Consider the following 24,399-nt stretch of genomic DNA (forward strand, 5'->3'; position numbering starts at 1 on the left):
ATAAACATAAAGCAAAAACACCTTGTATTAGAGCAAAAATTTAAATACAATTGGCTTATGGTATATATAGACTGGCATCTAAACTTAATTGCAAATTTTTGCTTGCTGTTCGCAATTTTACAACTAAAAAATTATTTCATTAAAGAATTCAATCTTTTAAAAACATTAATCGGTATAGCCCTAGCTTTAGTCTTCGGTTATATCGGTTTATTTTTGGACGATATTTTCATTCTCTTTTTCATCGGTTTGATTCTTTTGATCTATCGTAAAGATATGCAAAAATCCATTGCTTTGATAATGGCCTCTAATATTGAATTAGTTCTCTTTTGTTTAGCCACATACACTGCTAGGATCATTTTCTTTATTGTAAATAATCGTTGGCAATTGCGGCTATTAGAAATTTATCAAGAATATTTCATCACGACTTCGCTAGTAATCAATTTACTCTATCTAGCTATACTTATTTTGGTCATGCATCATTTTCGTCAGTCGACAGTTGAACTTTGGCTGCAAATCGAAAAATATCATTTAGGCAAACGAGTGCTTGCTTTAACCCTCAGTGTTTTAGTGTCATTTTTGGTTATTTTGATGATCAGTGATCTCCAAGCCGTGACAGCTACTATTCAAGCCAGCATTATTCTGATTTTCTCAATACTCTTGATTGTGGCTTACTATCAATTGATTTTCTTTGTCCACACGATTGCCATTCAAAATGAGGCTCAAGAAAAACTAGCTTATAACAAGCAATTAAACGAATATTTGACTAGTGTGCAGCAACAATACACTGAACTACGTAAATTCAAGCATGATTTTCAAAATATTATGCTTGCTATCAAACCATTGGTTGACCAAAGTGATTCGCAAGAATTGAAAGATTATTATAAGGACATCGTTCCAGAAGATGAAATGTCTTTCATTAACAACGGCAATATTGCCCAAGTCAGCGCCATCGATGATGATTTAATTCGGGGTTTGCTCATTCAAAAATTTTTCATTGCTAAAAGTAAACAAATCGACTTTCATTTGGAACTAACTCAACCCCATCTGCATTTCAATGTCGACATCGTGGTAGTGAGAATTTTAGGAATCCTAATCGACAACGCCCTAGAACACGTCACTAAAAATTGTACCGTCACTTGTGCTATCAACCAAACTGCTCAAACAACCGAAATCACGATTGACAATCCATTGGCAAAAAAACTGAATCTCAATAAGATTTTTCAAAGTGGTTACACAACTAAAAAGGATCACACTGGCTTTGGCCTCAGCAACGTTCGCAAATTGATCAGCCAAACTGACAATCTCTTTTTAGACAGCAAAATAGTCAAGGGACATCTGATGATGACTCTAATTATCGTTGGAGGTGAATAAATGTATCCAGTCTACTTGTTAGAAGACAATCCAATACAACGCCAAAAATTCATAAAATACATCCAAAACGGCATCGTTATCAATGACGCTAATATGACATTGACTTGTGCTGCAGCCGACACTGAAGAATTTTTACAACATTATCAGGCCAAATTAGGCTTATATTTTTTGGATATGGAAATAAAAGAGGACAAGTTAGCAGGCTTGAATCTAGCTGAAAAAATTCGTCAAGATGTGCCTCTAGCTCAAATCATTTTTATCACCACTCATGATGAGTTATCACTCACAACTCTAGAGAGAAAAATTGCTCCGGCAGATTATATTCTAAAAGACAAAGGTTTGGAAAGCATCAAACAACGTATCACTGACGATATCGAAAACGTCCAAGAAAAACTGCTCTCTTATACCCATTGTTCTAAAAATTTGCTTGATTATAAAATTGGTAGTCGTTACTTTTCTGTTTTAATGGATGATTTAATCATGCTCTATACTAAAAAAGAAATCCCCGGCAGGATTTTTATTATCACTAAAAATCAACTGGCGGAATTCAACGGTTCCCTCAATACCTTTGATCAAGACTATCCTAATCTATTTCGTTGCAATCGTAGTTTCCTCGTCAATCTTGATAACGCAACTAGTTTCGACAGTAAGACGAGGCAATTAACATTTGTTGATGGTTCAAATTGTGAAGTTTCTTTTAGAAAGAACAAAGAATTGATCAAAAAATTCAATCGTAAAAACAAATAGCACCGGGTAATCGTTCTTGGTTCTTTGATTACCCGGTGCTATTTGTTTTAATGCTCGAAAACTGAACACTCTTGTTCCACTTTTTGTTTAGCCACGACCCACAAGTGCATCTAAACTTACTCCATAAACATCGGCAAAACGAATAATTGTATAAATATCGGGAGTACGAGTACTGTGCTCATATTTAGATATCGTTGTAATATCAACGTGGAGCATCTTCGAAACTTCACGTTCTGACAACTTACATTGTTTGCGGCATTCACGTAAATTATTACCTAAAATAGTCTTCTCACGATTCAATGTTTCTCTCATAAGATCCCTCAATTCCTAGTTATGGAAACATTATATTTCAGAATTATTAAACGAAACATAAACTTCTATGAACGTAACAAATTTACCGATTAACGTTAACCAAAAATTTTTAGGAAACCAAAGACTATTAAAAAGGCAGCAAAAAGCATACTAAAAACAACCGCAATAATTGAAAAAACCATTGGAGCTGACTGGTGACGCATGTTATCAAAGTATTGCTTCGAAACAAATACTTGCCAAATTCCTAAAGCTAAAGCACCCAAACCCATGATTAGATTCATTTGATTCACCTTAATTACGTATTTTCCACTATTTTAGCATACAAAAAGCCTTCCAAGTTTTTTCCGCAACTTAGAGGGCTTTTTTGGCTTTATTTTAGTTTAAATAATTTTAGAGGTAGAAAATGTTCACCAACAAACAATTTTCTGTAGGGTATTTGACACATTTTAACGAACTAGATAACCACCATCGACAGCTAAGATATGTCCATTAACATAATCAGAAGCTTGACTAGCTAAGAAGACAGCAACACCCATCAATTCTGATGGTTCTGCCCAATGTCCAGCAGGAATACGATCAAGAATTTCTTTATTACGATCCTTTTGAGCTCTGATTGGAGCTGTATTAGCAGTCTTAATGTAACCTGGTGCAATCGCATTAACTTGTATATTGTAAGCACCTAATTCACTAGCAAATGACTTTGTTAAACCGGCAACACCGTGCTTTGAAGCTGTGTAAGATGGAATAAATTTACCACCTTGGAATGAAAGCATTGATCCGATATTGATGATCTTACCAGATTTTTGCTTAGCCATAACTTTAGCTGTTTCAATTGACATATGATAAACAGCATTCAAATTAATGTTGATAACTTTGTCCCAATCTTCATCCTTTGATTCAAGAAGTGGATTACGACGAATCATCCCAGCATTGTTGATCAAAATATCAATATGACCAAAAGTATCTAGAGCTTTTTGAACAACTTCCGCTGGCACACCTTTTTTAGTTAAATCACAGTCCATAAATTCAACTTTGCGGCCACGTTTTTCAATCATGGCACGAGTTTCATCCCACTCTGCTTTACCAAATGTTGGAATAAAGATGTCAGCACCAGCTTCAGCCAAAGCTACCGCATAACCTTGTCCTAAACCAGTGTTTCCACCAGTAATAACAGCAACTTTGCCAGTTAAATCAAAGAACTTCATTTTAAATTTATCTAAAGCTGCTTCGTTTTGTTTAATTTCTTCAGGAGATTGTTCCATTATTTTTCACCATTCCTTAATTTTTTACTTCAAGTCTTCCATCTTTACTTGATCCATATCATCATAAGTTTGGTTCTCACCACACATAGCCCAAATAAATGAGTAGTTAGTAGTTCCGACACCACAGTGAAGTGACCAACTTGGGTTAATAACGGCTTGTTCAGGTGACATAACGATATGCTTTGTTTCATCAGGTTTACCTAAGAAGTGGAATACCTTTGTGTCAGGAGAACCAAATTCAAAGTACATGTATGCTTCCATACGTCTTGCATGAGTATGTGCTGGCATAGTATTCCATGAAGAACCCTTTTCAAGAACTGTATAACCCATTTGAAGTTGGCAAGTATCCATTTGTGAAGCATCAATATACTTGTAAATAGTTCTCTTATTCATATGCTCTTGATCACCAAGTGGCTTAGCTAATGCATTAGCAAATGGCAATTTCTTATTTGGATAAGTCTTGTGAGCAGGAGTTGAAACAACGTAGAATTTAGCAGGATTCTTAGAATCATCAGATTCAAAGACAACATGTTTTGTGCCCATACCAACATAATATCCATCATGTTGAACCATTGTTTCTTTCTTACCATCGATAGTAATAGAACCGGATCCACCGATATTGATCATTCCTAATTCACGACGTTGTAAGAAGAAGTCAACCCCTAAGTCTTTGTCCAAAACGATTTCCAATGGCTTGTCAGTTGGTGTCACGCCACCAAGAATCATTCTGTCATTGTAGGTATAAGTTAGTGAAATGTTACCAGCTGAAAATAAGTCTTCAACTAAAAATTGTTCTCTTAATTTATCTGTAGAATAGTGTTTAATATCCTCAGGACTGTGTGCATAATTAATATTCATTGATAGTGACATAATTTCCTCCATACTTAGTTTCTTTTTTAGGAACTAAGTTTCTTTTATTTTTAAGTAAAAAATTTTATAACGTTTCTTCAATTAGTTCTTTAGTATTAATAACAGCCGTAATAATTTCGGTTATTTTTTGATCATTAATTCGATACTCTGGGGTGCTTACACTAAAAGCACCGTATACTTTGTTTCTCTTTTTAATCGAGGCGCCAACACAGACGACCTCATCTTGATTCTCTTTATCATCTAGCGAGTAACCACGCATCTTGGTCAAACTGATTTGCTTTTCCAATTCTGCAATACTCGTAACAGTGTAAGGTGTAATTTGTTTTAAAGTAACTTGAGAAAAATACTGATCCAGTTCATCGTCAGTTTTAGTAGCCAAAAGAGCTTTTCCCATCGCAGAACAATAGAGATTCAATTTTCCACCAATTTTTGATTTCAAATTAACACTTTGCGGACTTTCTAATTTTTGTAAAAAGACCACCTTATCATCTTGTTCAATTCCTAAATGAACCGTTTCTCTAGTTTCATCCCGCAATTTTGAAAGAAACGGTAAAACTTGGCGACTAATATCAAAATCATTCATCGCACGTTGACCATATCCAATTAAATCCGAACCAAAATAATATTTTTTATCGTAAACATCCTTACGAATCAAATTTTGATTGCACATTGTCTCCAAAATCTTTAAAACCGTTGGCTTAGATACATTGATTCCGTTACTGATATCTTTTAACGACATACCAGCATTTGAATCCATCATATAATCCAAAATATATTTTGCTTTAATTAACACGGTGCCATAAGCTTTCTTCTCGACCATAATCATGTACCCTTTCGCTTTTATTTAATTTTTTCAACGATGTTCGAATAATTTCAATTTAGAAATTAAATCCATTAGAATCAAATCTCGATCAATGTGGTGATACACTCTAATTTTTTTTGACCCTTTTTCAAATCTATATTTAAAATCATCTCCAAAAAACGGTGTATCAACCATTGAATAATTACCTTTTTGCTCATCCAAAAGTACTCCAATCGCTGCCGAATCTCCTAGAACCCAGCTCTCGTCATTTATCCAAGGTTTGTCTTGATAATGATTTTTTTCAAATTCCAAAATCTCATTGTAAAGAAATTTACTAACCTCTCCACTGTTACTCAATTCAAGTTTTAAAAAGGAAGTACTGACTCTCATTTCTTTATATGCATTACTGGGAATCTGCCAGATATCACAGCCACTTTTCATGACAAAGTTTGCGGCTTCAATGTCTCTTGCAACATTTGCTTCATGGCTGCCACTTGGATAACGACCGCCGCCAACCCAAATGACATGAATCATTTGAACAATTTTAGGATTTTCAGCAATTGCGGTAGCTAAATCTGTCAATCCACCTAAACACACGATATATAAAGGAAATGTGCTTCTTTTCAAAGATTCTTCAATCAGCAGCTGAGCTCCTTTGGTTAATTTCCACCCGGGACTTGAAGCACCCTTTTTTATTGGAAAATCCATATTAGTAAGTTTAGAAATCGCAACCATCTTTTTAAAAGCTTTTTCAACGCTATTTGCTTCATTAAAGAATCCCGCTACCATTCCTTTCACGACGATCCTTTTCGTTAATAGCGCTTGAACAATGGCAAATTGATCATCCGCTTCATTTCCAACATCACTACAAATAATTACCCTTACTTTTTGATTTGGCATCTGCTACATCCTTGGAATTTGAAGATTTTTTCCTTCTATTTTTAATTTGAAATTTTCATCATCAAAATCAAATTTAACATGTGGACTCTGCTCATCAGAATTTGTAAAGCCATACGCCAACGTTGCCAAAACATGCTCTCCAGAATCTAAAGTAGTTCTTAAAATTGGAATTGCATTTGGATTTGGTGAATAAATATTGGTGTTAGGACCTTGTTGAGAAATCACGCCATCTCGATCACCCGTTAAATCTTGAATTCCTGACATCCCCCGAAGACTAAATACTTCAACTGAATTATCTTTGATCTCCGAAAGGTTGTACTTATGGTTCCAATCAGCCAACGGAAAACTTCCTTCCACCACATCTAATGGAAGATTGTTCTTAATTTCATGAATTCTAATATGGCTTTGAGCATCAATTGGAATTAAATATGTCCTAACAAACACGTCGTCCCATAGATGCCAAACGCTGATACCATAAGTTCCATTGACAAACGATTCATCAATTTTTTTACGTGGCACGAATTGTTCATGCCCAGGAACTGAAAACATTAACGTTGAATCCAAAGCTAAATTATTTAAACCACTCTGTTGCCGTGAAACGTTAAATCCAAATGCCGTTGAATAAGCAAATTTACAATATTTCTCAGAACCACAATATAAATTAGGATTCTTGGGAAATTGACTGACTGACAAAGCCGTCGTTTGTTCATTCGAAGAATTAATTAAAAAGCCTGCTTCTTTTTGAACGACCTGTCGTTGCTTATTTAATGGCTCAATTTCAATTTTCCAAAATTCATCATCAACTGGTAATTCGAATAAAATAAAACTTTTAAAGGCCCACATTGGCGATCCCGGAGCATTATAGTCTTCCGACATCAACTGTTGTCCATATCCATAACCAATCGATAAATTATTTTCATGTGGCAAAGTGATTGCTTGTTTTTGCCAAAACTTAAAATTACGTTCAATGATTCCCTTAATTTGTCCCAATGACAGAGAAGTTCGCTTATACAATCCTGAAACAACCAACGCACTCCAAAAACTTACATGAGCAAAACGATACGTTAAACTTCGACCAAATGGTAATGAACGACTGCTTTCATCAAACCAATACTGAAATTGATCTGCAAAAACTACTGCTCGACGTTGAAACTCTTGTGCATCTCTATCATCAAACCAACGCGAATACATGATTCCATAGAAATGAAAGGCAAATGCTACATAATAATCCATTTGTTTACCAGGACCGTCGGTATACCAACCATTTCCAATATAATAGGAATTAATTTTTGCTAAACCAAGCTTCAATTTTTCCTGTGAATAATCTAAATGATTTCTCTTCAAAGCTGAGTTAACTAGAATCAAGAAGAAATACCAATTACCTTCGGGAAAATCAATTGTATTAATTTCATTTAGCCAATCAACTAATCTTTTTTGACTATTCTTTGAAAATAGTGTCAAAAACTTATTTTGAAAGTTACCTAACATGTAAGCAACCACACCGAGTTCAACCGCAATTTGACGATTCTTAGTAGTGATTTTTGGTAATTGATCATTATCAACAATTTGTTTTAACTGTCTAACATATCTTCTAGCTACCTCATCAGAATCACTATTCGTAATGAAATCAGGAAAGATGCCCCAAAGCGGTCGTAAAGTGGCTTCTAAATTTTGAATATCAGGCAAATAAGCTGCACTGCTTTGTGACAAAAACGAATCGTCGATCGGTATCATTGAATACATCCAATTTCTTAATTCATTTTTTCCTATCATTCTTTTTAAAAAATCTCCAAATTCTTATTGATAATCTTCAATAACGCTTCGATAAAGAAATAATCGCCATAATTTAGATTGACATTCCAACCCTTATCATCATGATAAGCTGTCGTCGCACCCATTAAGATTCCATCTTTTTCAACATCATAATCGGCAAATTTATCTTCGATCGCATGCAAAATCTTTAATGCACCATTGTAATAAATGGCTTTTTCTTCATTCGAACAATACTTGGCAATCGTCAACATTCCACTGGCAGCAGTACTGGCAGCTGAACTATCATAACCTAATTTATCGATTGGTCCACGGAAATCAATTGCCGGAATAAAATCTGTTTGTGAAACATTTGCTAAAAAGTAATTAGCAACTTTTTTAGCCGTATTCAAATATTCTTCATTATTAGTATTTTGATATGCGGCCGCAAATCCGTATATGGCCCAAGCTTGACCACGACTCCAACTACTGTTTTCATCATAACCTTGACCAGTATCCGTTCTAACTTTTTCGCCAGTGTTTGGATCAAAGACAACAATGTGAGAAACACTGCCATCTGGACGAACGTGGTTGTTCATCACCGTATGAGCATGATTATCAGCCATCATCTTAAACCTAGGATCGTTGGTATCCTTACTTGCCCAATAGAGCAATTGAATATTTAACATCGAATCGATGATTACCCAACCAGCTCGGTCTTTATTCCAAGAACGAAGGTATTTACCGACTGGATTATAACGACCAGCTAATAAGTCAGCCGCATGACGAGCGCGCCAATAAGCATCGTGATCTTTATCAATTTGAAAATGAGTCACAGCCGTAGGTAACCACATGAAACCGACATCGTGATGCAAACCTTGATACTTGAGAAATGCTTGATCGAGTTCAACTTCATTTTTCTCAGCGGCTTGAACTAACAGTGAATCTTTATGGAAATTGTTCAACTGCCAATTCCAGCCACCCCAGAATCCATTCGTCCACCAGACGATATCTTTAGTTGCCATATCATCTTCGTAGTTTCCGTTAACAGCTTGGTAAGGAATCATTTCTGTCCCATGTTTTTTAAGTGAATTGAGTGTTTTTTGATAAATTTTTTCGAGGGAATCATTAGCCCATTTTTTCTGATCCATTCTCATTTCCTCCTATTGAAAAATACGAAAAGGTTGCTTTAGTATTTTTCAGATCTGTATCGATACACGTTAATCCAACTGTGGAACCTGTAAATCCCCAGCCATCGACACCTTCATCCGACATGAAACTAGCATCAATCGTCCGACCATATTCTTGCCAGACACCAACTTCATTCTTATAAAGCGCCTTAACCTGTGCTGCTTCGATGTCAAATCCTAATTCCACATCACCATCCGGCAAATAAATATACAAACCATTAGCTGGTTCGCTGACCTTACCTGCCTTTGACATTTGTAAATTTAGAATTCTTCTTTGTGACATTTCATCAAAACTTTCGTATAAGAAAATCCAATTGTGGGTATTGTAATAAAGTGTCACACCAGCTTGATTACGAAAACTTCTTGGGTTGAACTGTAACTTAGTTCTCACATTAAAGGAAAAATCTGGCCAACTTCGAGCAACCAATGATTGTTGGAAAGTTGAAGATAAAGATTCATCCCCGGGTATAACGATTCCTTTATTGAATTCAAAATCAACTTGGTGACGTAAGGTACTCCAGTTCAAATCTAAGCCATTTTCAAAATTAGTCCGATAAGCGATTGACGACTGGTTTTTAGGCAATTGCTCAATATTTTCAGATGGGTGATTGCCATTTTTAATCATCGGCCAATCATCTTTCCAAATTATTGGTTCAATTGCGGTCTCTCTTCCTAGAACACTTTTTTGCGTTCCTGGTAAATAACGACTGACCAAGTGAACCAAGTAAGTCTTCCCATCAGATGTTTCAACTAAATTTCCATGACCAGCTTTTTGTAACGGCTGATTCTCTGCATTGTAAGCTGTAATTAAAGTTACCTCTGGAGAAAGCTCAAATTCATCGTTTAAGGATTTTGATCGAGCAACTGTAATTGAATGATGTCTACCCGAACCACCTTCAGCCATTAACAAGTAATAATAGCCATTTCTCTTATACAATGTAGGACCTTCGCTTCCGCCTTGAGCACTGCCTTTAAAGATTTGTCTAGTGAAACCTTTTATAGTTTGCGTTTTAATGTCAAATTCTTGAATTATAATTCCATTGAAAGCTTGATGGGTATAGGTCCTTCGATAATCCCAATTTTGTGACAAAATGTAGGTTTTGCCATCATCATCTTGAAAAATCGATGGATCAAAACCTTGGGAACCAATATAAATTGGCTTTGACCATTCCCCCGATACTTCATCAGCTGAAACTAGATAATTTCGTAAATCCTTATAATTACCATCAATTTGATGCATGACAGAATATGTTAACCAAAATTTATGATTGAAATAATTTAATCCTGGTGCCCAAACACCTGCACTATCGGGAACTCCCAGAAGATTAATTTGTTTTTTCAAAGGGCGAGCAACTATTGACCAGTTGGCTAAATCTTCCGATTCATAAATTTTTAAACCGGGAAACCACTCAAAGGTCGAAGTTGCAATGTAATACTTTTTACCATCCGTACAAATACTTGGATCAGGATTCATCCCTCTAAGTATTGGATTAACTACCATTAACAAATCCTCCTTTAAAAGAAACTCTCATCTTCATCGGCTTTAATATCGACTTTAACTTCTTGGATATTCTCTTGGGCGCGACCGATAGTCTTTTCAATCTCGGCATCACTCCAAGGATGCTCCAAAATAACTTGTAACGCCAAAGCTAAATTCAAACCGGTAATCAAACGAACATTGTCCTTCACTGACAACGGAATTGCGGCATTAGCCATGCTTCCTCCAAATAAATCAGCCAAAATCAATGTATGTGCTTCAGGGTCAAGTTCCTTTTCAATTTGCTTAACCTTATCTTGTGGATTCTCCCCAGGCATTAATCCGTATGCTTTAGCCTCAATCTGATCTCCAGCAATCATTTTAGCGGCACTCAAAATTCCTTCAGCCAACTTATTATGTGAAATTAAAATTACTTGATACTTATCTGACATATATAACACTCCATTACTGTTTCTTAATTATCTTTTTAATACAAAGGCATGCGCACTAAACGCTTCACTAGAGAACTTAACCTTACATTCTTTACCACAATTCAATTGAATCTTTTCATCACCAAATTGATCGACCACTTGCCAGTCTTCATCAAGTGATAATTTAATACTTTTTTCTTCAACATCTCTAAATTGATAAACTAATAACAAAATTTCATTATTCGAATCATTTATAAAACCAGAAATTAGATACCCGTTAGGATTTTGATAACTCAATACCTCAGGCCCTTTTCTAAACGGAATTCCTTGTGATATCAATTGAGAATTTTGTTTGTAAAATGAAAATGCTTTATCAATCACATTCCACTGTTCGTTCGACATTTTGCGAATATCGCCTGACATACAAATCCTTCCTAAAAAGGTTGCTATCAAATGATATTGCAAATATCTAATTGAATCATCTGGATGTATCGTGCACCAAATCAAATTTTTTGAAGCAGGTATAATATTTAATTCATTACATGCTATTAAAGGAATACTATCAGTTTCATGTGCATCAGAGAATGATGACAAGTCAGTATTCTCAATAAAAGGCAGCGTCAGACGATGTCCACCAGAAGAGCAATTTTCAATCTTAATATTAGGAATTGCTTGATAGATTTCACTTATCATCTGCAAAGTCGATTGAATTTGCTGCTGCAAACCTTCTGCTAATGAATCTGCACCGTCAGCACCAATTCCAACACTATCGTTATAATCAATTTTTAAATAATCAAAATTGGCTGTCTTCAGTAAAGTAATTACTTTTTCTTTCAAGTAATTTTGAACTTCTGGCAAAGTCATATTCAAAAATCTTCGCTTTAAAGTAGTAACCGGCCAATTATCTCTTTTGACTTGAGAATCAGTATCTTGATATTTTTGACTATCCTTACCTAAGCCTTCAAATTCGAACCAAATCCCAGCCTTCATACCTTGACTATGTATTTGATTCACAACCTTTGCCAACCCTTGAGGAAATTCATTTTGATCGACATTCCAATCACCGATACTATCATTGAAATCTTCAGTTTTACTACGATACCAACCAGCGTCAATTACGTAATAATCAACTTGGTGTTGTTTTAACAGATCAACTGATTCTTCCACTAATTTTTCATTAGGATGTCCCCAACTAGTTCCCCATTCGTTATAAATAATTGACATTGGTTGACTATTTCTTACTTGTAGTCGCCGTGAAACTTGCAATAGTTTTCCTTGACCAACAGTCAAAGTAGTCTTTGGCGTTTGATAACTTTCATTGGGTTGTATCAACTTATACCAATTACCATTGTCAGCATCAGGTAACCCGCCAAAGAAAATCAACCGATCATCAACACGAGCTGCATTCATTTGCCATGAAGCTAAAGCATCGAATTCTGCTAACCAAGTGACATTTTCTCGATGATCTTTCAATCCCAGAAACGGAAAGAATCTTCTGACTGGCATAGTTCCATATTGACTAAATCTTTCTAAAGCTATTCCAGATGCTTTCCAACTTTTTTCCAGATCATACTTTTCAACTGGTAATTGTTCAATTCGACCTTCCATTGACCATTTAGACCGTAATCGAATCAAATCAAGATTACCTGCAAGTTGTTTCGGATGAAAGGGACTAAGACTGTTAAGAACAAAGGAAGAAAGAAATTCCAATTTTTCTGTTTCAGAAGTCATATTAGTCATGCTGGACCAAACTTTGATCCTTTGAGAATCTCGATCGTAATTCACATAATGATGATAAATATTCCCATGTTCATCTTTTAAGATTGTCTGAATTTGAATTTTTTGACTAAGCTTGATACATTTTTGATCAACAAAAGTCATGCTACGCGAAGTTTGACTATTTAGCATTGTCATCCCATTACCGAAATTTTTATCATATGAATCTTGAAAAATTTTTGCTTGAACGAGACTCACCGTCGTACGTTGATAATTAGGAAAACAAAACTTCTCAATTTTACTCTTAGGATAAATCGTCCATTCTATTTGCTTGTTTTCGTCTATGAAATAATGTGCAACTATGTCCCCTAAAATAAACTTATTTAAAGTTTTAAATTTACTCATAATTTTTTATCAACATTTCTTCCATAAACTTCTAATTGGCTCAAAGCTGGAAAAGCATCAGTATTATCGATTCTTTTCAGCTTAGTTAATTTCAACCATTTAACTTGTCTTTTAGCAATTGGAAATTCTTGGCACTTTCTAGTTCTAATTAATGCCAACCGTTCACTACTACCGTCAGAAAAACGCACCTCTATGCTTGACCAATTCACATCATGTGGGTAATCCGCCCGTAATACGAAATTGATTTGATCAATCTCAACTAATCGACCAAAGTCTAAAGTGAATTCTGCATCTTCCCTACGATCAACTCCCCATGATTGGAATGGATAACTACCATGCTTCTTATTTGCACAAATACCGTCAATTGCATTTTTAGCGAAGAAAACCGTCTCATTTCTAGTCTCCGCATTGGCCGAAGCGTGTGGAAAGGCTCCATTCTCATCATGTTGGTCATAAGTATTGATTGCTAAGTTAACACGATTTTTCAATTCTTCAGCTGTTGCTAATCTTGCCCAGCTATAATGATTTTTCCCTAAAAATGCTCCATCTGGATAAGGCCATTCACGTTGCAAATTAAACGGAATTGTATAATCCCAATTTTTCTTCGTAATATATATTAATGAAGGAGCAATGCATGCTTCCAATTGAATCCACACAAATGCTGGATAATGATCTAGGGTCAAACGATAGTAATTTCCTTGGGCATATTGTGAAGTGTACGATAAACTGACAAACCCATCATCTTCCTCTTCATCCAACACCTTGTCTTGGTTGAGTAACTGCAATTTCATTTCTGTTCTCTCCTAGTCATTTATTAATTTATCTATTAAATCAGCAATAGCATCTTTATCATGATCTGCTACTACCAGGTCCGCCTGTTCTTTTAATTTAGGTATCGCATTCCCCACAGCTACACCTAAACCTACATTTTTTATTATCTCCAAATCATTTTCGTAGTCTCCAATTGCTGCCACTTCGTCGATTGAAACTTTTTCTTCCAGCGCTTCATTCAAACCGGAGAATTTCGACACCCCATTAGCTACAACTTCAACATAATCCGAATCTGACCAAGTAGTGTTAAAAGGTAACAACTTCAAATCAGCTAATATTTTTTTTAAATTATCAGCCTGTGCCACCTTAGCGGACACTTTTTCAACTAATTCATTCTTTTTGGAATTAATAAAAGGAGTTTCTTTTTGCCAAATACTTTTACCAGCAATAGTTAGTGAATACTCATTTTGAGAAAATTGATCCATAACTTTCAAAATAGTATTCACGCTTTCGTTACTCAATGTATGGATTTTTGTCATACCAGATAATTGATGAACTCGTGCACCATTGACGCAAATCACAAAATCCGGCTGCATTTCTTCATCTACTACCATATCGACTCCAGGTTCTGAGCGACCAGTTGTGATTCCAAATAAATTACCTTTTCTTTGCCATTTTTTTATTGCTTCCAAATTATTTTTAGAAACCATTTTTTTGGAATTTAACAGTGTCCCGTCAAGATCAGAACAGATGACTTTAATCCTTTTCTTCATTAATAACTACTCCTAAATCTTTCTGATAAAAAAACGTATTGAATTTTTCATCAACACGCTTTTCTTATTAAGCTGCACCACCAGTAATTCCAAGGAATGTAAGAACTAATGCAAGAACAACAATAACAACTAATAAACGAGCTGGACGATTCTTTTTACGTAAGTACCAGAAACAGCAAAGGACAAGTGCTAGTGGCAATAAGCCAGGTAAAATTTGATCAAGCACTGATTGTAGCTTGAAGACTTGTCCGGCAGCCTTGGTTTGGAAGGTTGTTGTGAATGAAACATACTGAGCACTCATGGCACCGATCATCATTAAACCAAGAACAGAAACGGCTTTTGTGATAATCTTGAAAATTCCGTTTTCCATCGCCTTTGTAACAAAATCTTGTCCTAAACGATAACCTAATTTTGCTCCATACCAACGGATCAACATATTAGGAATGTTATAGATAAGCAAGAATAGTAAAGGTCCAAGCCACATACCTTTCTTACACAATCCAATTGCCACACCAGTGGCGATAATTCTCAAAGCACCTTGTTGAACAGAATCACCTAAACCAGCAAATGGTCCCATTAAAGCTGATTTGATAGCTGTGATTGAACTACTATCGAACTTACCTTTACTGTCGTGATTTTCACGTTCCATTGATAAGTTCAAACTCATAACGAACGGAGCCATCATAGGTGTTGTATTGAAGAATGTTTGATGACGCAACATTGCGCTATAAAACTCTGGTGTATCTTTTCCATAAATTTTGGCTAAGAATGGTTCAAGGACCCAAGAATAAGTTACGGCCTGTTGTTTCGTATAAGATGTACAAAACATTAACCAATTTTGACGCCAAAATAATTTTCTATAAAATTTCTTTTCAGTTTTTTTATCTGTCAAAAAACTATCTGTTGTACTTACTTCATTAGTCATTGAAGAAATCCTCCTCAACATTTTCTTTGTTAGTTGTCTGAACTTTGGCTTCACGATTCTTCTTCAAATCGCTAACAGCTACAAGAACAGCAATACAAATTCCGATAAAAGCAACTTCAATCATTGTTCCTTTAAAGAATGAAACAACACCGAATCCAAGGAAGAACCAAGGTGCCAATGTCTTATCCCACAAAGTGATCATCAATAAAGCAATACCAACTGCAGGAAGCATACCAGCAGCAACTGTTAAACCATTCATGATTTGATCAGGAATAGCATTAACTAAAGCTTTAATAGCATCTGTACCGGCTGCGATACCGATGAAACCTAAAGCAAACCACATTAGAAGATAAACACCACGTTGTACTTGCCATAATCTATTGAAAGCATTAATATTTTTATCCCTCAAATGCTTTTCAAATCTTGGAACCAAAGCTGTTGCCCAAATCTTAAACAATTGATAAACCAAAGTACCTAACATACTAATTGGTAAAGAAAGTGCGACGGCAACTGATGTCTTTGATGAAAGTAAGATACCAAAGGCAGCACCGAAAACTGAACCTAGTCCGAAATCTTGTGGCATAACACCACCTAAAGAAATACTTCCTAAGTAAACCAATTCAAGAGCGGCACCAATCATGATACCTTCTTTCATATGACCCAGAAGGATTCCTGTTACAGTACAGGCAATCATTGGACGATTAAATCCAAGACTTCCGTACCAATCTCCCCATTTTTGAATGGTCAGAGCGATACCTACCATTAACGCATTTACTAGCATTATTATTTCCCCCTATAACAAATCATCTAGTTGCTTAACTGAATCGCTTGGTAATGGTTGATGAATAAACTTAAAGTTTTCTTTGCTCAAATCTTTGAAAATATTCTTTTCATCATCAGTTAAGTAAACCGTATCCGAAATCTTATTCTTATTTTCAATGTCGCCAACGATACGTCCATAATTTGCTAAATCCATATTTTCTGGCTTAGCTTCAGGTTTGAGTCCTTCAAGAACTTCTTTGACCTCGACCGGATTATTCATAACGACCATAATTGATAACTTTGCGGCACGTGGATCATTCAAAAGCTTCAATGCTTCATCAACTGGTAAAATAAAAGCTTTAATATTATCTGGAGCTGCCATCTTTAAAGCAGCTTTTTGAATCTCATTTTTGCTGATTGAATCACTGACAACGACAATTCGAGAAATCCCTAAATTCTTTGACCAGACAACTGCAACTTGTCCATGAATTAGACGATCGTCAATTCTTAGCATTTTAATCATCTTGTACTCACCTATCTCTCTAAATTTAATAAATAACTAATTAATACGCTTACCAAATAATGAAAAAATGGCAAGAAAACCCGGTTAATTTAAACACCCGACTAGAAATATAAATAATTATTATTTAGCTAAAAACGTTTATTAATTAGCATCTACAAGTAGAATATCTCATAGTGATGGATAATGAAACCGTTTTAAATATATAAAAAGTGTTAAAATTTGACTATAGACATTTAAAAAAATCAACAATATTAAGGAGATTTTTGACATATGAATTATTTAATTTCTCTTAATAAACCTATCATTTTCCTATGGGCAGGCCATTTTTTAAAAAACGATAATGCTCCCTGGACACGAAGAAAAACTCATCACGATGCCGATTCACAAATCATGATGTTAGAAAAAGGAATCATGCATCTAGAAATAAATGGTGAAAAAGTAGAATTACACGCTGGAGATATTTTGTATGCTCCACAACATGCAGAAATCAAGGGGATTTCTGCAACAACGGGAGAAATATCATCGTACTGGGTCCATTTTTTAGTCGATTCACAAAAAATAAATGATAACGATCGGTTAATTCACGACGCAATCGTTCAACAACGAAACAAAAATGAAATACCAAAACTAAATAATTACGCACTAATTCCCCAAATATATAAAATGCATAATCCTGATGAATTGTTTACTCTTTTTAATCAATTATTGCAGTCAATCAATGAATCTCCTAGTTCTCAACGACAAAATGATTTCTTCACTTCTTTTTTATTATGTAAAATCAGTACCGACTATCTAAAAACATTATCTTTGAAATATTCAAAAAATCCTTTGACTTCAACCAAAGTTGCTGAATGGATCCGCATCAATATTTCTAATAACTTAACAGTCCAACAAGTCGCCGATACGTTTGAACTAAATCCCAGCTACCTAAGCCGATTATTTAAAAGAGAAACTGGAACTTCCATAAAGTCATACATCATAAATATGAAAATTGAATTTGCCAAATATTTATTAGTTTCAACATCTCTTCAGATATCAGAAATAGCAGAAAAATCCTACTTTTCAGATGACAAGCAATTTCTCCATACTTTTAAAAAGAAAACTGGTACAACACCTAGTAAGTTTAGAAAAAATATCTCAAATACTTACTTAAATAGTGATGTGGTTGATCCTAAACCAAAACTCCCAACTCAGTATGGTACCAAGGCACTTCATGCCATGATTGTTGACATCATAAACGCACAAAACAATCATAGTAAATCTTGATTTTTATTTACAAAAGCTTAAATTACTATTTATGAACTCATCCAAAAATTTAAGTGAGGTAATAAAATGAAAATCAATCTTCTAGATTACTTGAATCAAAACGATCCTGTACAGAAACAAACTCAACAATTTCAACAAGCTATTAACGATTGCCAAAAACAAAATGGTGGAACTATCATCATCCCACAAGGTACATATCAAATTGGAAGTATCCTTCTCTGTGATAATCTAACTTTAAATTTTCAAAGTGGTGCGGTAATTAAAGCTAGTACAAATCTAGCTGATTACATTGATTACAAGAAAGATATTCCTGTAAAATTCTTGAAGAATGAGTACTTCGCCTCTTTGTGGAATTTACCCAAATACTATTTTCACGCTTTGATCTCAGCTTATGATTGTCAAAATATTACTATCAAGGCTGAACCAGGAGCAGTACTAAATGGTCAAAACTTGACTGATCCAAATGGTGAGGAAGGATTCCGTGGACCAATGGGAATCGTTTTTGCCAACGTCAAAAATCTAACCCTATCCGGGTACAATTTTATCAACAGTGCTAATTGGTCACACGCTATCATCAATTGTCAGAACGTTTATTTGTCTGATATTACTATTCTTGGTGGACATGATGGCTTTAATCTTCATCATTCGACCGATATTAAAATTAAGAATTGTCATTTTGAAACTGGAGACGACTGTTTGGCAGGATACGACATAAATAATCTTTTAGTCGAGAATTGTCATTTCAATACCGCCTGCAATGCCACCCGCTTGAGCGGTAAAAATATTCTAATCAAAGACTGTACATTAATTGGCCCAGGTAATTTTCCACATCTATCTACTGATACCAATTACACGCATTCACTTTTGAAATACTATTCTTTAAAAATTGATAACAACTTTCATCCCGAGTCAGACTTAAAGTTCAGCAATCTCCTAGTTTCAAATTCAGACCGCTTCATTGTCTACCAAAATAACAATTTGGAGCTACTTCAAGATGGAACTCCGCTTAAAGAAATAAGTTTTGAGAACATAAATTTTAAAAACCTTCAAAAAACTTCAACTTGTTTTGGAAATAATCATAAAACTATTTTAAATCTCAATAATTGTCATTTTGAAAACTCAAAAACACAACCACTATTGTTAATTGATGATCAAGTTGAAATAAATATTTTTAATACATTTTTTGCTCAAGAAACAGTCATTCAAACGACTCAAGGACAACGTTTTTCATTCATTGGACTGACCAATTGGCACCGTCAAATCTTTCAAGAAAATAAATAAGTGACTTGATTTTTGTAAACGCTTACTATATCATTTGTCTTGGCAAGAAACATAATTTCCTATAACGAAACTAGAAATATATTTCATTTTTCAATATAGGGGGTTCCAATATGAAGTATCGACCACTTTCTTTTCTGAAGGTAGGATTACCAATTGGTTTAAGTGCTTTAACATTTTTACTAGTGCCGACAAATTCTGTATCAGCTTCCTTCAATGAAAAAATTGAGGCTGAGGATTATACCAACAAAAATGGTAGTGTTTATGTTAGAAACAACGGTGATTCAATACCAACATCTAATCCAAACGAGAGTATCCAGCTAAACAATGCTTCCGGTTCAAAGTTTGTTGATTTCAGCGACCCCGTTTCTGATATCAGTACATATAAAAATACTATTCCCGAGGGCAAAGATTCAGCTACTTGGAAGATAAATGTTCCTAAAGATGGGTTTTATGAATTGCACTTCGTTTACAACAATCCGGGTACAGAAACAAATGGTCACCGTAACGTCCGTGATGAAAGAAATTTTCGCATTTCAATCAATAATTCAGCTGATCCGTTGAGTGACAAAGGTTGGGCCGGATGGATGGTCTTTAACATTTCTGGTTATAATAATGGCGATAATCAAAATGTCACCCAGGCCAACAATGATTACTCAGCTATCAAAGGTAATACAAAATGGAATAATAACTACATGAATGTTCATTTGAATAAAGGTGAAAACACCTTAACTTTGACTATTCAAGCTCCTCCAGGGCAAGCAGTTTATGATGGTCCAAACTTAGATTACATTGACGTAACTGATATAACTAATGATTATGTCAACGAAAGTGAAATTCCTTATTTACCAACTAATTTTAAATTCAAGCATGACGGAATTCTTTATACTTATAAGAACTTAGACCGTATCAAAGAGAATAAGAATAACTTAGATACAATCGATGGAAAAGCTTATCAACAATTAAAGAACTCGGATTTGGCTAGTGCCAACTATCAAGATGATGCTCAGGCAATAACTGATATTGGACCTTACAATAATCCTAATATTGGTGGAAACCACTTAACTAAAGATAGTTTTGCGGCTAGTTCTAATATTTTTATGTGGTACTTTGACGGTGATCAAGCGCATGCAAAAAAAGCCATTCAAATTTTGAATGACTGGACTAGCACTTTAAAGACAGTAGGACATGCAACTGATGCTAAATTAAGATTTTCACTAAATTTTCCTGAAATGATTAACACTGCTGAAATTTTGAAAAATGTTTACAACAAACAGCCCAATATTAAAGCATCAGATAAGTGGCAACAAAAAGATATCAACAACTTCGATAAATTCATTCGAAGTATGATGATTGCCAGAGGTGGAACTTATTCCACGACGACTGATTTTTATCCACAAGCAAATGGAAATTGGGACGCCTTAACTGGTGCCTTCAATATGACAGCAGCAATTTACTTAAATGACGTTGACCTTTATAATGCTGCCTTAAAGAATTTTTACATCGGCAATGCTGCAACTGATCAATTATCTATGGGAGCTCTTCCTAATTACATTTATCCTACTGGCGAAAGTCAAGAAACCTCCCGTGACCAAGCCCACGTACAACTAGGTATCAATGGTCTAGCACTTCAAGCCCAAATATCTTGGAATCAAGGTTTAGATTTGTTTTCAGCTTATAACAATCGTCTATTAAAAGGCGTCGATTATGTTGCTAGATATAATCTTGGTCAATCAGTTAAATCTGAAACTTTTGTTTCAGACAAGTCACGTGGTAAAGCTAATGATGGAACACCTGCTTTTGAAATACTGATGAATCATTACTTAAATCAAACTAATGGTAATCCTAATTCTGTTTCAAACATAAAACAGGCTGCTCAAACCCTGTCGAGAGCAGAAACTTCAACTAATGAAAGTGGTCAATCTAACGGTTGGATTGATGCTGCTTTACTTTCGACAGCCGATAATTCTAATAATGATCAAAAATCATTTAAACAAAATATCACGGTTTATTCAAATATCAATTACGCCCAATTATTTGACAATAACGGCAATAAAATTGATGGTTCAACATTACCGGCCAATTCCAACTGGATCAGTGATGCTGTAAAAACTAACCCACAAGGCAAAGTTCTTTATCGCGTTGCCTCTAATAAGTGGATTCAAGCTAGTGATGTATATTCGTATCAAAACATTTCAAAAATTTTAAAATTGAAAAATGGCCACAAATATATTCGCGTTGTTGACGAACATGGGCGTACAATTCAAAACCGTGCTCTTTCTGCAAATTCAAATTGGAAATCCGATAAAATAATCAAGATCAATAACCAAGATTATTATCGTGTTGGAACTAACGAATTTGTAAGTGCTACAAAAGTGGAAATAAAATAAAAAGCTCTGAAATCTTGAATAGATTTCAGAGTTTTTTTATTTTATTTCAATGTTAAAGCAACAACACTTTCAATATGGTTAGTCATCGGGAACATATCAACTGGTGTTACATCACCAATTTCGTATGTATCACTTAACAGTGACAAATCACGTGCCAAGGTTGCTGGGTTACAACTGATGTAGACAATTTTCTTTGGTTGGATATTCTTTAGTGAATCAATCAATGAATTAGCCAAGCCTTTACGTGGAGGATCGACCATCAAGACGTCAACCGACATATTGTTCTTAGCCCATTCATCTAGAACATCTTCTGTCTTTCCTACAACAAAGTCAGCATTTTCAATACCATTCAGTTTGGCATTTTGGTCAGCATCTTTAACGGCATCTTCGATAACTTCAATACCAGTAACGTGTTTAGCTTTATCAGCTAGTGACAAACCGATCGTACCGATACCAGAATAAGCATCAACTACTTCTTCCTTACCCGTCAATTCAGCTTTATCAATGGCCATCTTGTACAAGTTTTGAGTTTGAACTGGGTTAACTTGATAGAAAGATCTTGGAGAAATTCGATAAGTATGTCCCAAGATCTTATCATCAATATATTTCTTACCGGCCAATAAAGTCATTTCTTGTCCAAAAATCACGTTAGTATTCTTGGAGTTAACGTTCAAATAAAGTGATTTCACTTCAGAATTGTCCATGATTTCATTAGTGATATCTTTGTAGTGAGAAATATCACGCGTTCTGGAAACTAAGACAACCATCATCTCGCCAGTAAAGTAGGCACGACGAACCATAATCGTTCTAATTTGACCTTTTTGATTCTCTTCGTCAAAACCACGAACTTTGTATTTTCTCAAGATATCACGAACTTTGATGATTTCTTCATCAATCTTAGGATCTTGGATCAAGAAATTCTCCATCGGTACAAGGTCATGTGAACGGCGACGATAAAAGCCTGTAGTTAACTTGCCATTAATTTGTCTAACTGGAACTTGAGCTTTGTTACGGTAATTGAATGGTGATTCCATCCCTAGAGTCTTGTTAACAACTACATCTTTTAGGCCAATCTTATCAAAATCAACTTTTACTTGATTACGTTTAAATTCAAGTTGCTTGTCATATTTCAAGTGACTCAAAGGTGCAATGCCGGTTTGAGCATAGATGGCATCGATATCATGAACACGGTCAGGAGATTCTTTAATAACGTCTAAAGTTCTAGCAAAGCCAAAGTCTTTGTTGATACGAGTAATAACCGCATTAACTACTTCACCAGGCAAAGCGTTATCGACAAACAAAGTAAAGTCATCAACTTTAGCGACACCCTTACCTTCATAAGACAAATCTTCGATTGTCAGTTCAATTTTTTGGTTCTTCTTTAAATTAGGTTTTTGCATTTTTCCTCTTTACACAGAAAAAAGAAGTGTCCAAAACTGATCCACTTCCAATTTCTTTTTTTATTTCTTATCTTTATTCTTATTATCTAGATTGCGTTCTTCTTCGATAATTTTTTCTCCAGCATCTTTTTCGCTGAGAGTTGAACTACTGATAGCTTTGAGCGGAATTGAATCAACGTTTGCATAGATATTCAAATGTTTATGCAAATTGATAAATTCCATTGGAGCATCCCCACCGTATTCACCATCGAGATTAACCATCAAACGGTTCTCATCGTTAGCGTGAACGGATATTCTCTTAGTTTTCGTGTAAATAACTTTTGGATTATTGACATGGCGTCCACCATTTAAAACTAAGGCAATCAAATGAACGAGATCTCTTAAGTTTGTCTCTTTAACGATAATCAATGAAAATGTTCCATCACCGATAACAGAATCAGGAGCAATTTGTTCCATTCCGCCAATTGAATTTGTTAAACCAATTAAAAACATCGTAGCTTTGCCATCAAAAACGCCATCGTCATACTCAATGTGCATATCGATCGGACTAACTCGAGGCAACATTTCGGCACCTTTAACAAGGTAAGCTAAATATCCCAAAATTGATTTATAAGCTGAAGGAACTTCATAGGTCAATTCAGTCATTGATCCACCACCAGCGATATTAATAAAGTATTTGGAACCGGCTTGTCCAATATCGACTGGCAATTTTTGGCCTTTTAAAATAACTTTAGCTGCTTCGACAACGTCATCTCGTGGAATTTTCAAAGCACGAGCGTAATCATTAGTCGTACCAGCAGGAATAATTGCCATCTCTGGTCGATTCTCAAGGTCAGCAATACCATTGACGACCTCATTGATCGTACCATCCCCACCAGCAGCAACGATTAAATCAAAGCCCTCTTTAGCTACTCGTCTGGCTTCATTTTTGGCTGAGTTCTTTTTCGGTGTAGTTCGGTAAGCACTAGCCTCATAACCAGCTTTTTCAATAATATTCAAAATGTCTCCAACATTACTGTTCATGGTCTCGTGACCTGAAGTTGGATTATAAATAAGTCTAGCACGCATATCTTTCCCTC

At 35.1% G+C, this 24,399-nt stretch carries 23 protein-coding genes; 5 read left to right on the forward strand and 18 right to left on the reverse strand.

Translation table 11 applies throughout. The features are described from left to right. The first annotated feature begins 102 nt into the window (after positions 1-102). A complete protein-coding gene (locus U8521_RS05450; protein ID WP_334352104.1) occupies positions 103-1,371 on the forward strand; it encodes a sensor histidine kinase in 1,269 nt (422 codons plus the stop codon). Next, entirely contained in the window at positions 1,372-2,118 is a 747-nt protein-coding gene (locus tag U8521_RS05455) for a response regulator transcription factor (protein ID WP_334352105.1), read from the forward strand. It abuts the gene before it with no gap. 87 nt (positions 2,119-2,205) lie between these two features. Here U8521_RS05455 and U8521_RS05460 read toward each other — a convergent pair whose 3' ends face one another. The 16 genes from U8521_RS05460 to U8521_RS05535 all read right to left on the reverse strand — a co-directional run bounded on the left by U8521_RS05460 (position 2,206) and on the right by U8521_RS05535 (position 16,986). Beyond that, positions 2,206-2,430: a helix-turn-helix domain-containing protein gene (locus tag U8521_RS05460; protein ID WP_334332213.1), complete on the reverse strand. Its 225-nt coding sequence runs from the start codon at positions 2,428-2,430 to the stop codon at positions 2,206-2,208. Between the two features lie 95 nt (positions 2,431-2,525). Continuing rightward, positions 2,526-2,711, reverse strand: coding sequence for a hypothetical protein (locus U8521_RS05465; protein WP_334332212.1), 186 nt, complete (start codon positions 2,709-2,711; stop codon positions 2,526-2,528). A gap of 165 nt (positions 2,712-2,876) precedes the next feature. Beyond that, the gene (gene kduD / locus U8521_RS05470; RefSeq protein WP_334332211.1) at positions 2,877-3,692 is read right to left on the reverse strand and encodes a 2-dehydro-3-deoxy-D-gluconate 5-dehydrogenase KduD; all 816 of its coding nucleotides are present in this window, start codon (positions 3,690-3,692) and stop codon (positions 2,877-2,879) included. A gap of 24 nt (positions 3,693-3,716) precedes the next feature. Next, positions 3,717-4,562 carry a 5-dehydro-4-deoxy-D-glucuronate isomerase gene (gene kduI / locus U8521_RS05475; RefSeq protein WP_334352106.1) on the reverse strand — a complete coding sequence of 282 codons (846 nt, stop codon included), beginning with the start codon at positions 4,560-4,562 and terminating at the stop codon, positions 3,717-3,719. A gap of 64 nt (positions 4,563-4,626) precedes the next feature. Continuing rightward, positions 4,627-5,382, reverse strand: a complete 756-nt coding sequence (locus U8521_RS05480; RefSeq protein WP_334352107.1) for an IclR family transcriptional regulator — start codon at positions 5,380-5,382, stop codon at positions 4,627-4,629. 33 nt (positions 5,383-5,415) lie between these two features. After that, complete coding sequence (locus tag U8521_RS05485) at positions 5,416-6,264, reverse strand: nucleoside hydrolase (protein ID WP_334352108.1); 849 nt, start codon at positions 6,262-6,264, stop codon at positions 5,416-5,418. A gap of 3 nt (positions 6,265-6,267) precedes the next feature. Further along, entirely contained in the window at positions 6,268-8,037 is a 1,770-nt protein-coding gene (locus U8521_RS05490) for a DUF2264 domain-containing protein (protein WP_334352109.1), read from the reverse strand. A gap of 5 nt (positions 8,038-8,042) precedes the next feature. Then, positions 8,043-9,164, reverse strand: coding sequence for a D-glucuronyl C5-epimerase family protein (locus U8521_RS05495; protein ID WP_334332206.1), 1,122 nt, complete (start codon positions 9,162-9,164; stop codon positions 8,043-8,045). After that, positions 9,142-10,704, reverse strand: a complete 1,563-nt coding sequence (locus U8521_RS05500) for a glycoside hydrolase family 43 protein (RefSeq protein WP_334332205.1) — start codon at positions 10,702-10,704, stop codon at positions 9,142-9,144. Before U8521_RS05500 ends, U8521_RS05495 begins: the two co-directional genes overlap by 23 nt. A gap of 14 nt (positions 10,705-10,718) precedes the next feature. Next, positions 10,719-11,132 carry a PTS sugar transporter subunit IIA gene (locus tag U8521_RS05505; protein ID WP_334352110.1) on the reverse strand — a complete coding sequence of 138 codons (414 nt, stop codon included), beginning with the start codon at positions 11,130-11,132 and terminating at the stop codon, positions 10,719-10,721. Between the two features lie 27 nt (positions 11,133-11,159). Next, entirely contained in the window at positions 11,160-13,232 is a 2,073-nt protein-coding gene (locus U8521_RS05510; RefSeq protein WP_334352111.1) for a glycoside hydrolase family 36 protein, read from the reverse strand. Next, entirely contained in the window at positions 13,229-14,023 is a 795-nt protein-coding gene (locus tag U8521_RS05515) for a hypothetical protein (protein ID WP_334352112.1), read from the reverse strand. Before U8521_RS05515 ends, U8521_RS05510 begins: the two co-directional genes overlap by 4 nt. A 12-nt stretch (positions 14,024-14,035) precedes the next feature. Further along, positions 14,036-14,776, reverse strand: coding sequence for an HAD family hydrolase (locus U8521_RS05520; RefSeq protein ID WP_334332201.1), 741 nt, complete (start codon positions 14,774-14,776; stop codon positions 14,036-14,038). Positions 14,777-14,843: 67 nt separating this feature from the next. Then, positions 14,844-15,701: a PTS system mannose/fructose/sorbose family transporter subunit IID gene (locus U8521_RS05525; protein ID WP_334332200.1), complete on the reverse strand. Its 858-nt coding sequence runs from the start codon at positions 15,699-15,701 to the stop codon at positions 14,844-14,846. Further along, the gene (locus tag U8521_RS05530; protein WP_334332199.1) at positions 15,694-16,482 is read right to left on the reverse strand and encodes a PTS mannose/fructose/sorbose/N-acetylgalactosamine transporter subunit IIC; all 789 of its coding nucleotides are present in this window, start codon (positions 16,480-16,482) and stop codon (positions 15,694-15,696) included. Before U8521_RS05530 ends, U8521_RS05525 begins: the two co-directional genes overlap by 8 nt. A gap of 12 nt (positions 16,483-16,494) precedes the next feature. Beyond that, a complete protein-coding gene (locus U8521_RS05535) occupies positions 16,495-16,986 on the reverse strand; it encodes a PTS sugar transporter subunit IIB (RefSeq protein WP_334332198.1) in 492 nt (163 codons plus the stop codon). Between the two features lie 270 nt (positions 16,987-17,256). On the opposite strand from U8521_RS05535, the gene U8521_RS05540 reads away from it, so the two are divergent. From U8521_RS05540 to U8521_RS05550, 3 genes are all read left to right on the forward strand, one after another. After that, positions 17,257-18,252, forward strand: coding sequence for an AraC family transcriptional regulator (locus tag U8521_RS05540; RefSeq protein ID WP_334352113.1), 996 nt, complete (start codon positions 17,257-17,259; stop codon positions 18,250-18,252). Positions 18,253-18,318: 66 nt separating this feature from the next. Beyond that, complete coding sequence (locus U8521_RS05545) at positions 18,319-19,533, forward strand: glycosyl hydrolase family 28 protein (protein ID WP_334352114.1); 1,215 nt, start codon at positions 18,319-18,321, stop codon at positions 19,531-19,533. 110 nt (positions 19,534-19,643) lie between these two features. Further along, the gene (locus U8521_RS05550) at positions 19,644-21,920 is read left to right on the forward strand and encodes an alginate lyase family protein (protein ID WP_334352115.1); all 2,277 of its coding nucleotides are present in this window, start codon (positions 19,644-19,646) and stop codon (positions 21,918-21,920) included. 41 nt (positions 21,921-21,961) lie between these two features. On the opposite strand, the gene rlmD is transcribed toward U8521_RS05550, so the two are convergent. Both rlmD and U8521_RS05560 read right to left on the reverse strand, forming a co-directional pair. Beyond that, entirely contained in the window at positions 21,962-23,320 is a 1,359-nt protein-coding gene (gene rlmD, locus U8521_RS05555; RefSeq protein ID WP_334352116.1) for a 23S rRNA (uracil(1939)-C(5))-methyltransferase RlmD, read from the reverse strand. A gap of 60 nt (positions 23,321-23,380) precedes the next feature. After that, positions 23,381-24,388 (reverse strand): diacylglycerol kinase, encoded by a 1,008-nt coding sequence (locus U8521_RS05560; protein ID WP_334332193.1) that lies wholly within the window; start codon positions 24,386-24,388, stop codon positions 23,381-23,383. Positions 24,389-24,399 lie beyond the last annotated feature (11 nt).

Origin of the sequence: Companilactobacillus miaonis (genome assembly GCF_036913615.1) — a bacterium.
GTDB lineage: Bacteria > Bacillota > Bacilli > Lactobacillales > Lactobacillaceae > Companilactobacillus.

Excerpts from the sequence above, each read along its gene's own strand:
- U8521_RS05455 (WP_334352105.1), top strand. The coding sequence starts at position 1,372 with ATGTATCCAGTCTACTTGTTAGAAGACAATCCAATACAACGCCAAAAA.
- U8521_RS05460 (WP_334332213.1), bottom strand. The coding sequence starts at position 2,430 with ATGAGAGAAACATTGAATCGTGAGAAGACTATTTTAGGTAATAATTTA.
- U8521_RS05465 (WP_334332212.1), bottom strand. The coding sequence starts at position 2,711 with ATGAATCTAATCATGGGTTTGGGTGCTTTAGCTTTAGGAATTTGGCAA.
- kduD (WP_334332211.1), bottom strand. The coding sequence starts at position 3,692 with ATGGAACAATCTCCTGAAGAAATTAAACAAAACGAAGCAGCTTTAGAT.
- kduI (WP_334352106.1), bottom strand. The coding sequence starts at position 4,562 with ATGTCACTATCAATGAATATTAATTATGCACACAGTCCTGAGGATATT.
- U8521_RS05480 (WP_334352107.1), bottom strand. The coding sequence starts at position 5,382 with ATGGTCGAGAAGAAAGCTTATGGCACCGTGTTAATTAAAGCAAAATAT.
- U8521_RS05485 (WP_334352108.1), bottom strand. The coding sequence starts at position 6,264 with ATGCCAAATCAAAAAGTAAGGGTAATTATTTGTAGTGATGTTGGAAAT.
- U8521_RS05490 (WP_334352109.1), bottom strand. The coding sequence starts at position 8,037 with ATGATAGGAAAAAATGAATTAAGAAATTGGATGTATTCAATGATACCG.
- U8521_RS05495 (WP_334332206.1), bottom strand. The coding sequence starts at position 9,164 with ATGGATCAGAAAAAATGGGCTAATGATTCCCTCGAAAAAATTTATCAA.
- U8521_RS05500 (WP_334332205.1), bottom strand. The coding sequence starts at position 10,704 with ATGGTAGTTAATCCAATACTTAGAGGGATGAATCCTGATCCAAGTATT.
- U8521_RS05505 (WP_334352110.1), bottom strand. The coding sequence starts at position 11,132 with ATGTCAGATAAGTATCAAGTAATTTTAATTTCACATAATAAGTTGGCT.
- U8521_RS05510 (WP_334352111.1), bottom strand. The coding sequence starts at position 13,232 with ATGAGTAAATTTAAAACTTTAAATAAGTTTATTTTAGGGGACATAGTT.
- U8521_RS05515 (WP_334352112.1), bottom strand. The coding sequence starts at position 14,023 with ATGAAATTGCAGTTACTCAACCAAGACAAGGTGTTGGATGAAGAGGAA.
- U8521_RS05520 (WP_334332201.1), bottom strand. The coding sequence starts at position 14,776 with ATGAAGAAAAGGATTAAAGTCATCTGTTCTGATCTTGACGGGACACTG.
- U8521_RS05525 (WP_334332200.1), bottom strand. The coding sequence starts at position 15,701 with ATGACTAATGAAGTAAGTACAACAGATAGTTTTTTGACAGATAAAAAA.
- U8521_RS05530 (WP_334332199.1), bottom strand. The coding sequence starts at position 16,482 with ATGCTAGTAAATGCGTTAATGGTAGGTATCGCTCTGACCATTCAAAAA.
- U8521_RS05535 (WP_334332198.1), bottom strand. The coding sequence starts at position 16,986 with ATGATTAAAATGCTAAGAATTGACGATCGTCTAATTCATGGACAAGTT.
- U8521_RS05540 (WP_334352113.1), top strand. The coding sequence starts at position 17,257 with ATGAATTATTTAATTTCTCTTAATAAACCTATCATTTTCCTATGGGCA.
- U8521_RS05545 (WP_334352114.1), top strand. The coding sequence starts at position 18,319 with ATGAAAATCAATCTTCTAGATTACTTGAATCAAAACGATCCTGTACAG.
- U8521_RS05550 (WP_334352115.1), top strand. The coding sequence starts at position 19,644 with ATGAAGTATCGACCACTTTCTTTTCTGAAGGTAGGATTACCAATTGGT.
- rlmD (WP_334352116.1), bottom strand. The coding sequence starts at position 23,320 with ATGCAAAAACCTAATTTAAAGAAGAACCAAAAAATTGAACTGACAATC.
- U8521_RS05560 (WP_334332193.1), bottom strand. The coding sequence starts at position 24,388 with ATGCGTGCTAGACTTATTTATAATCCAACTTCAGGTCACGAGACCATG.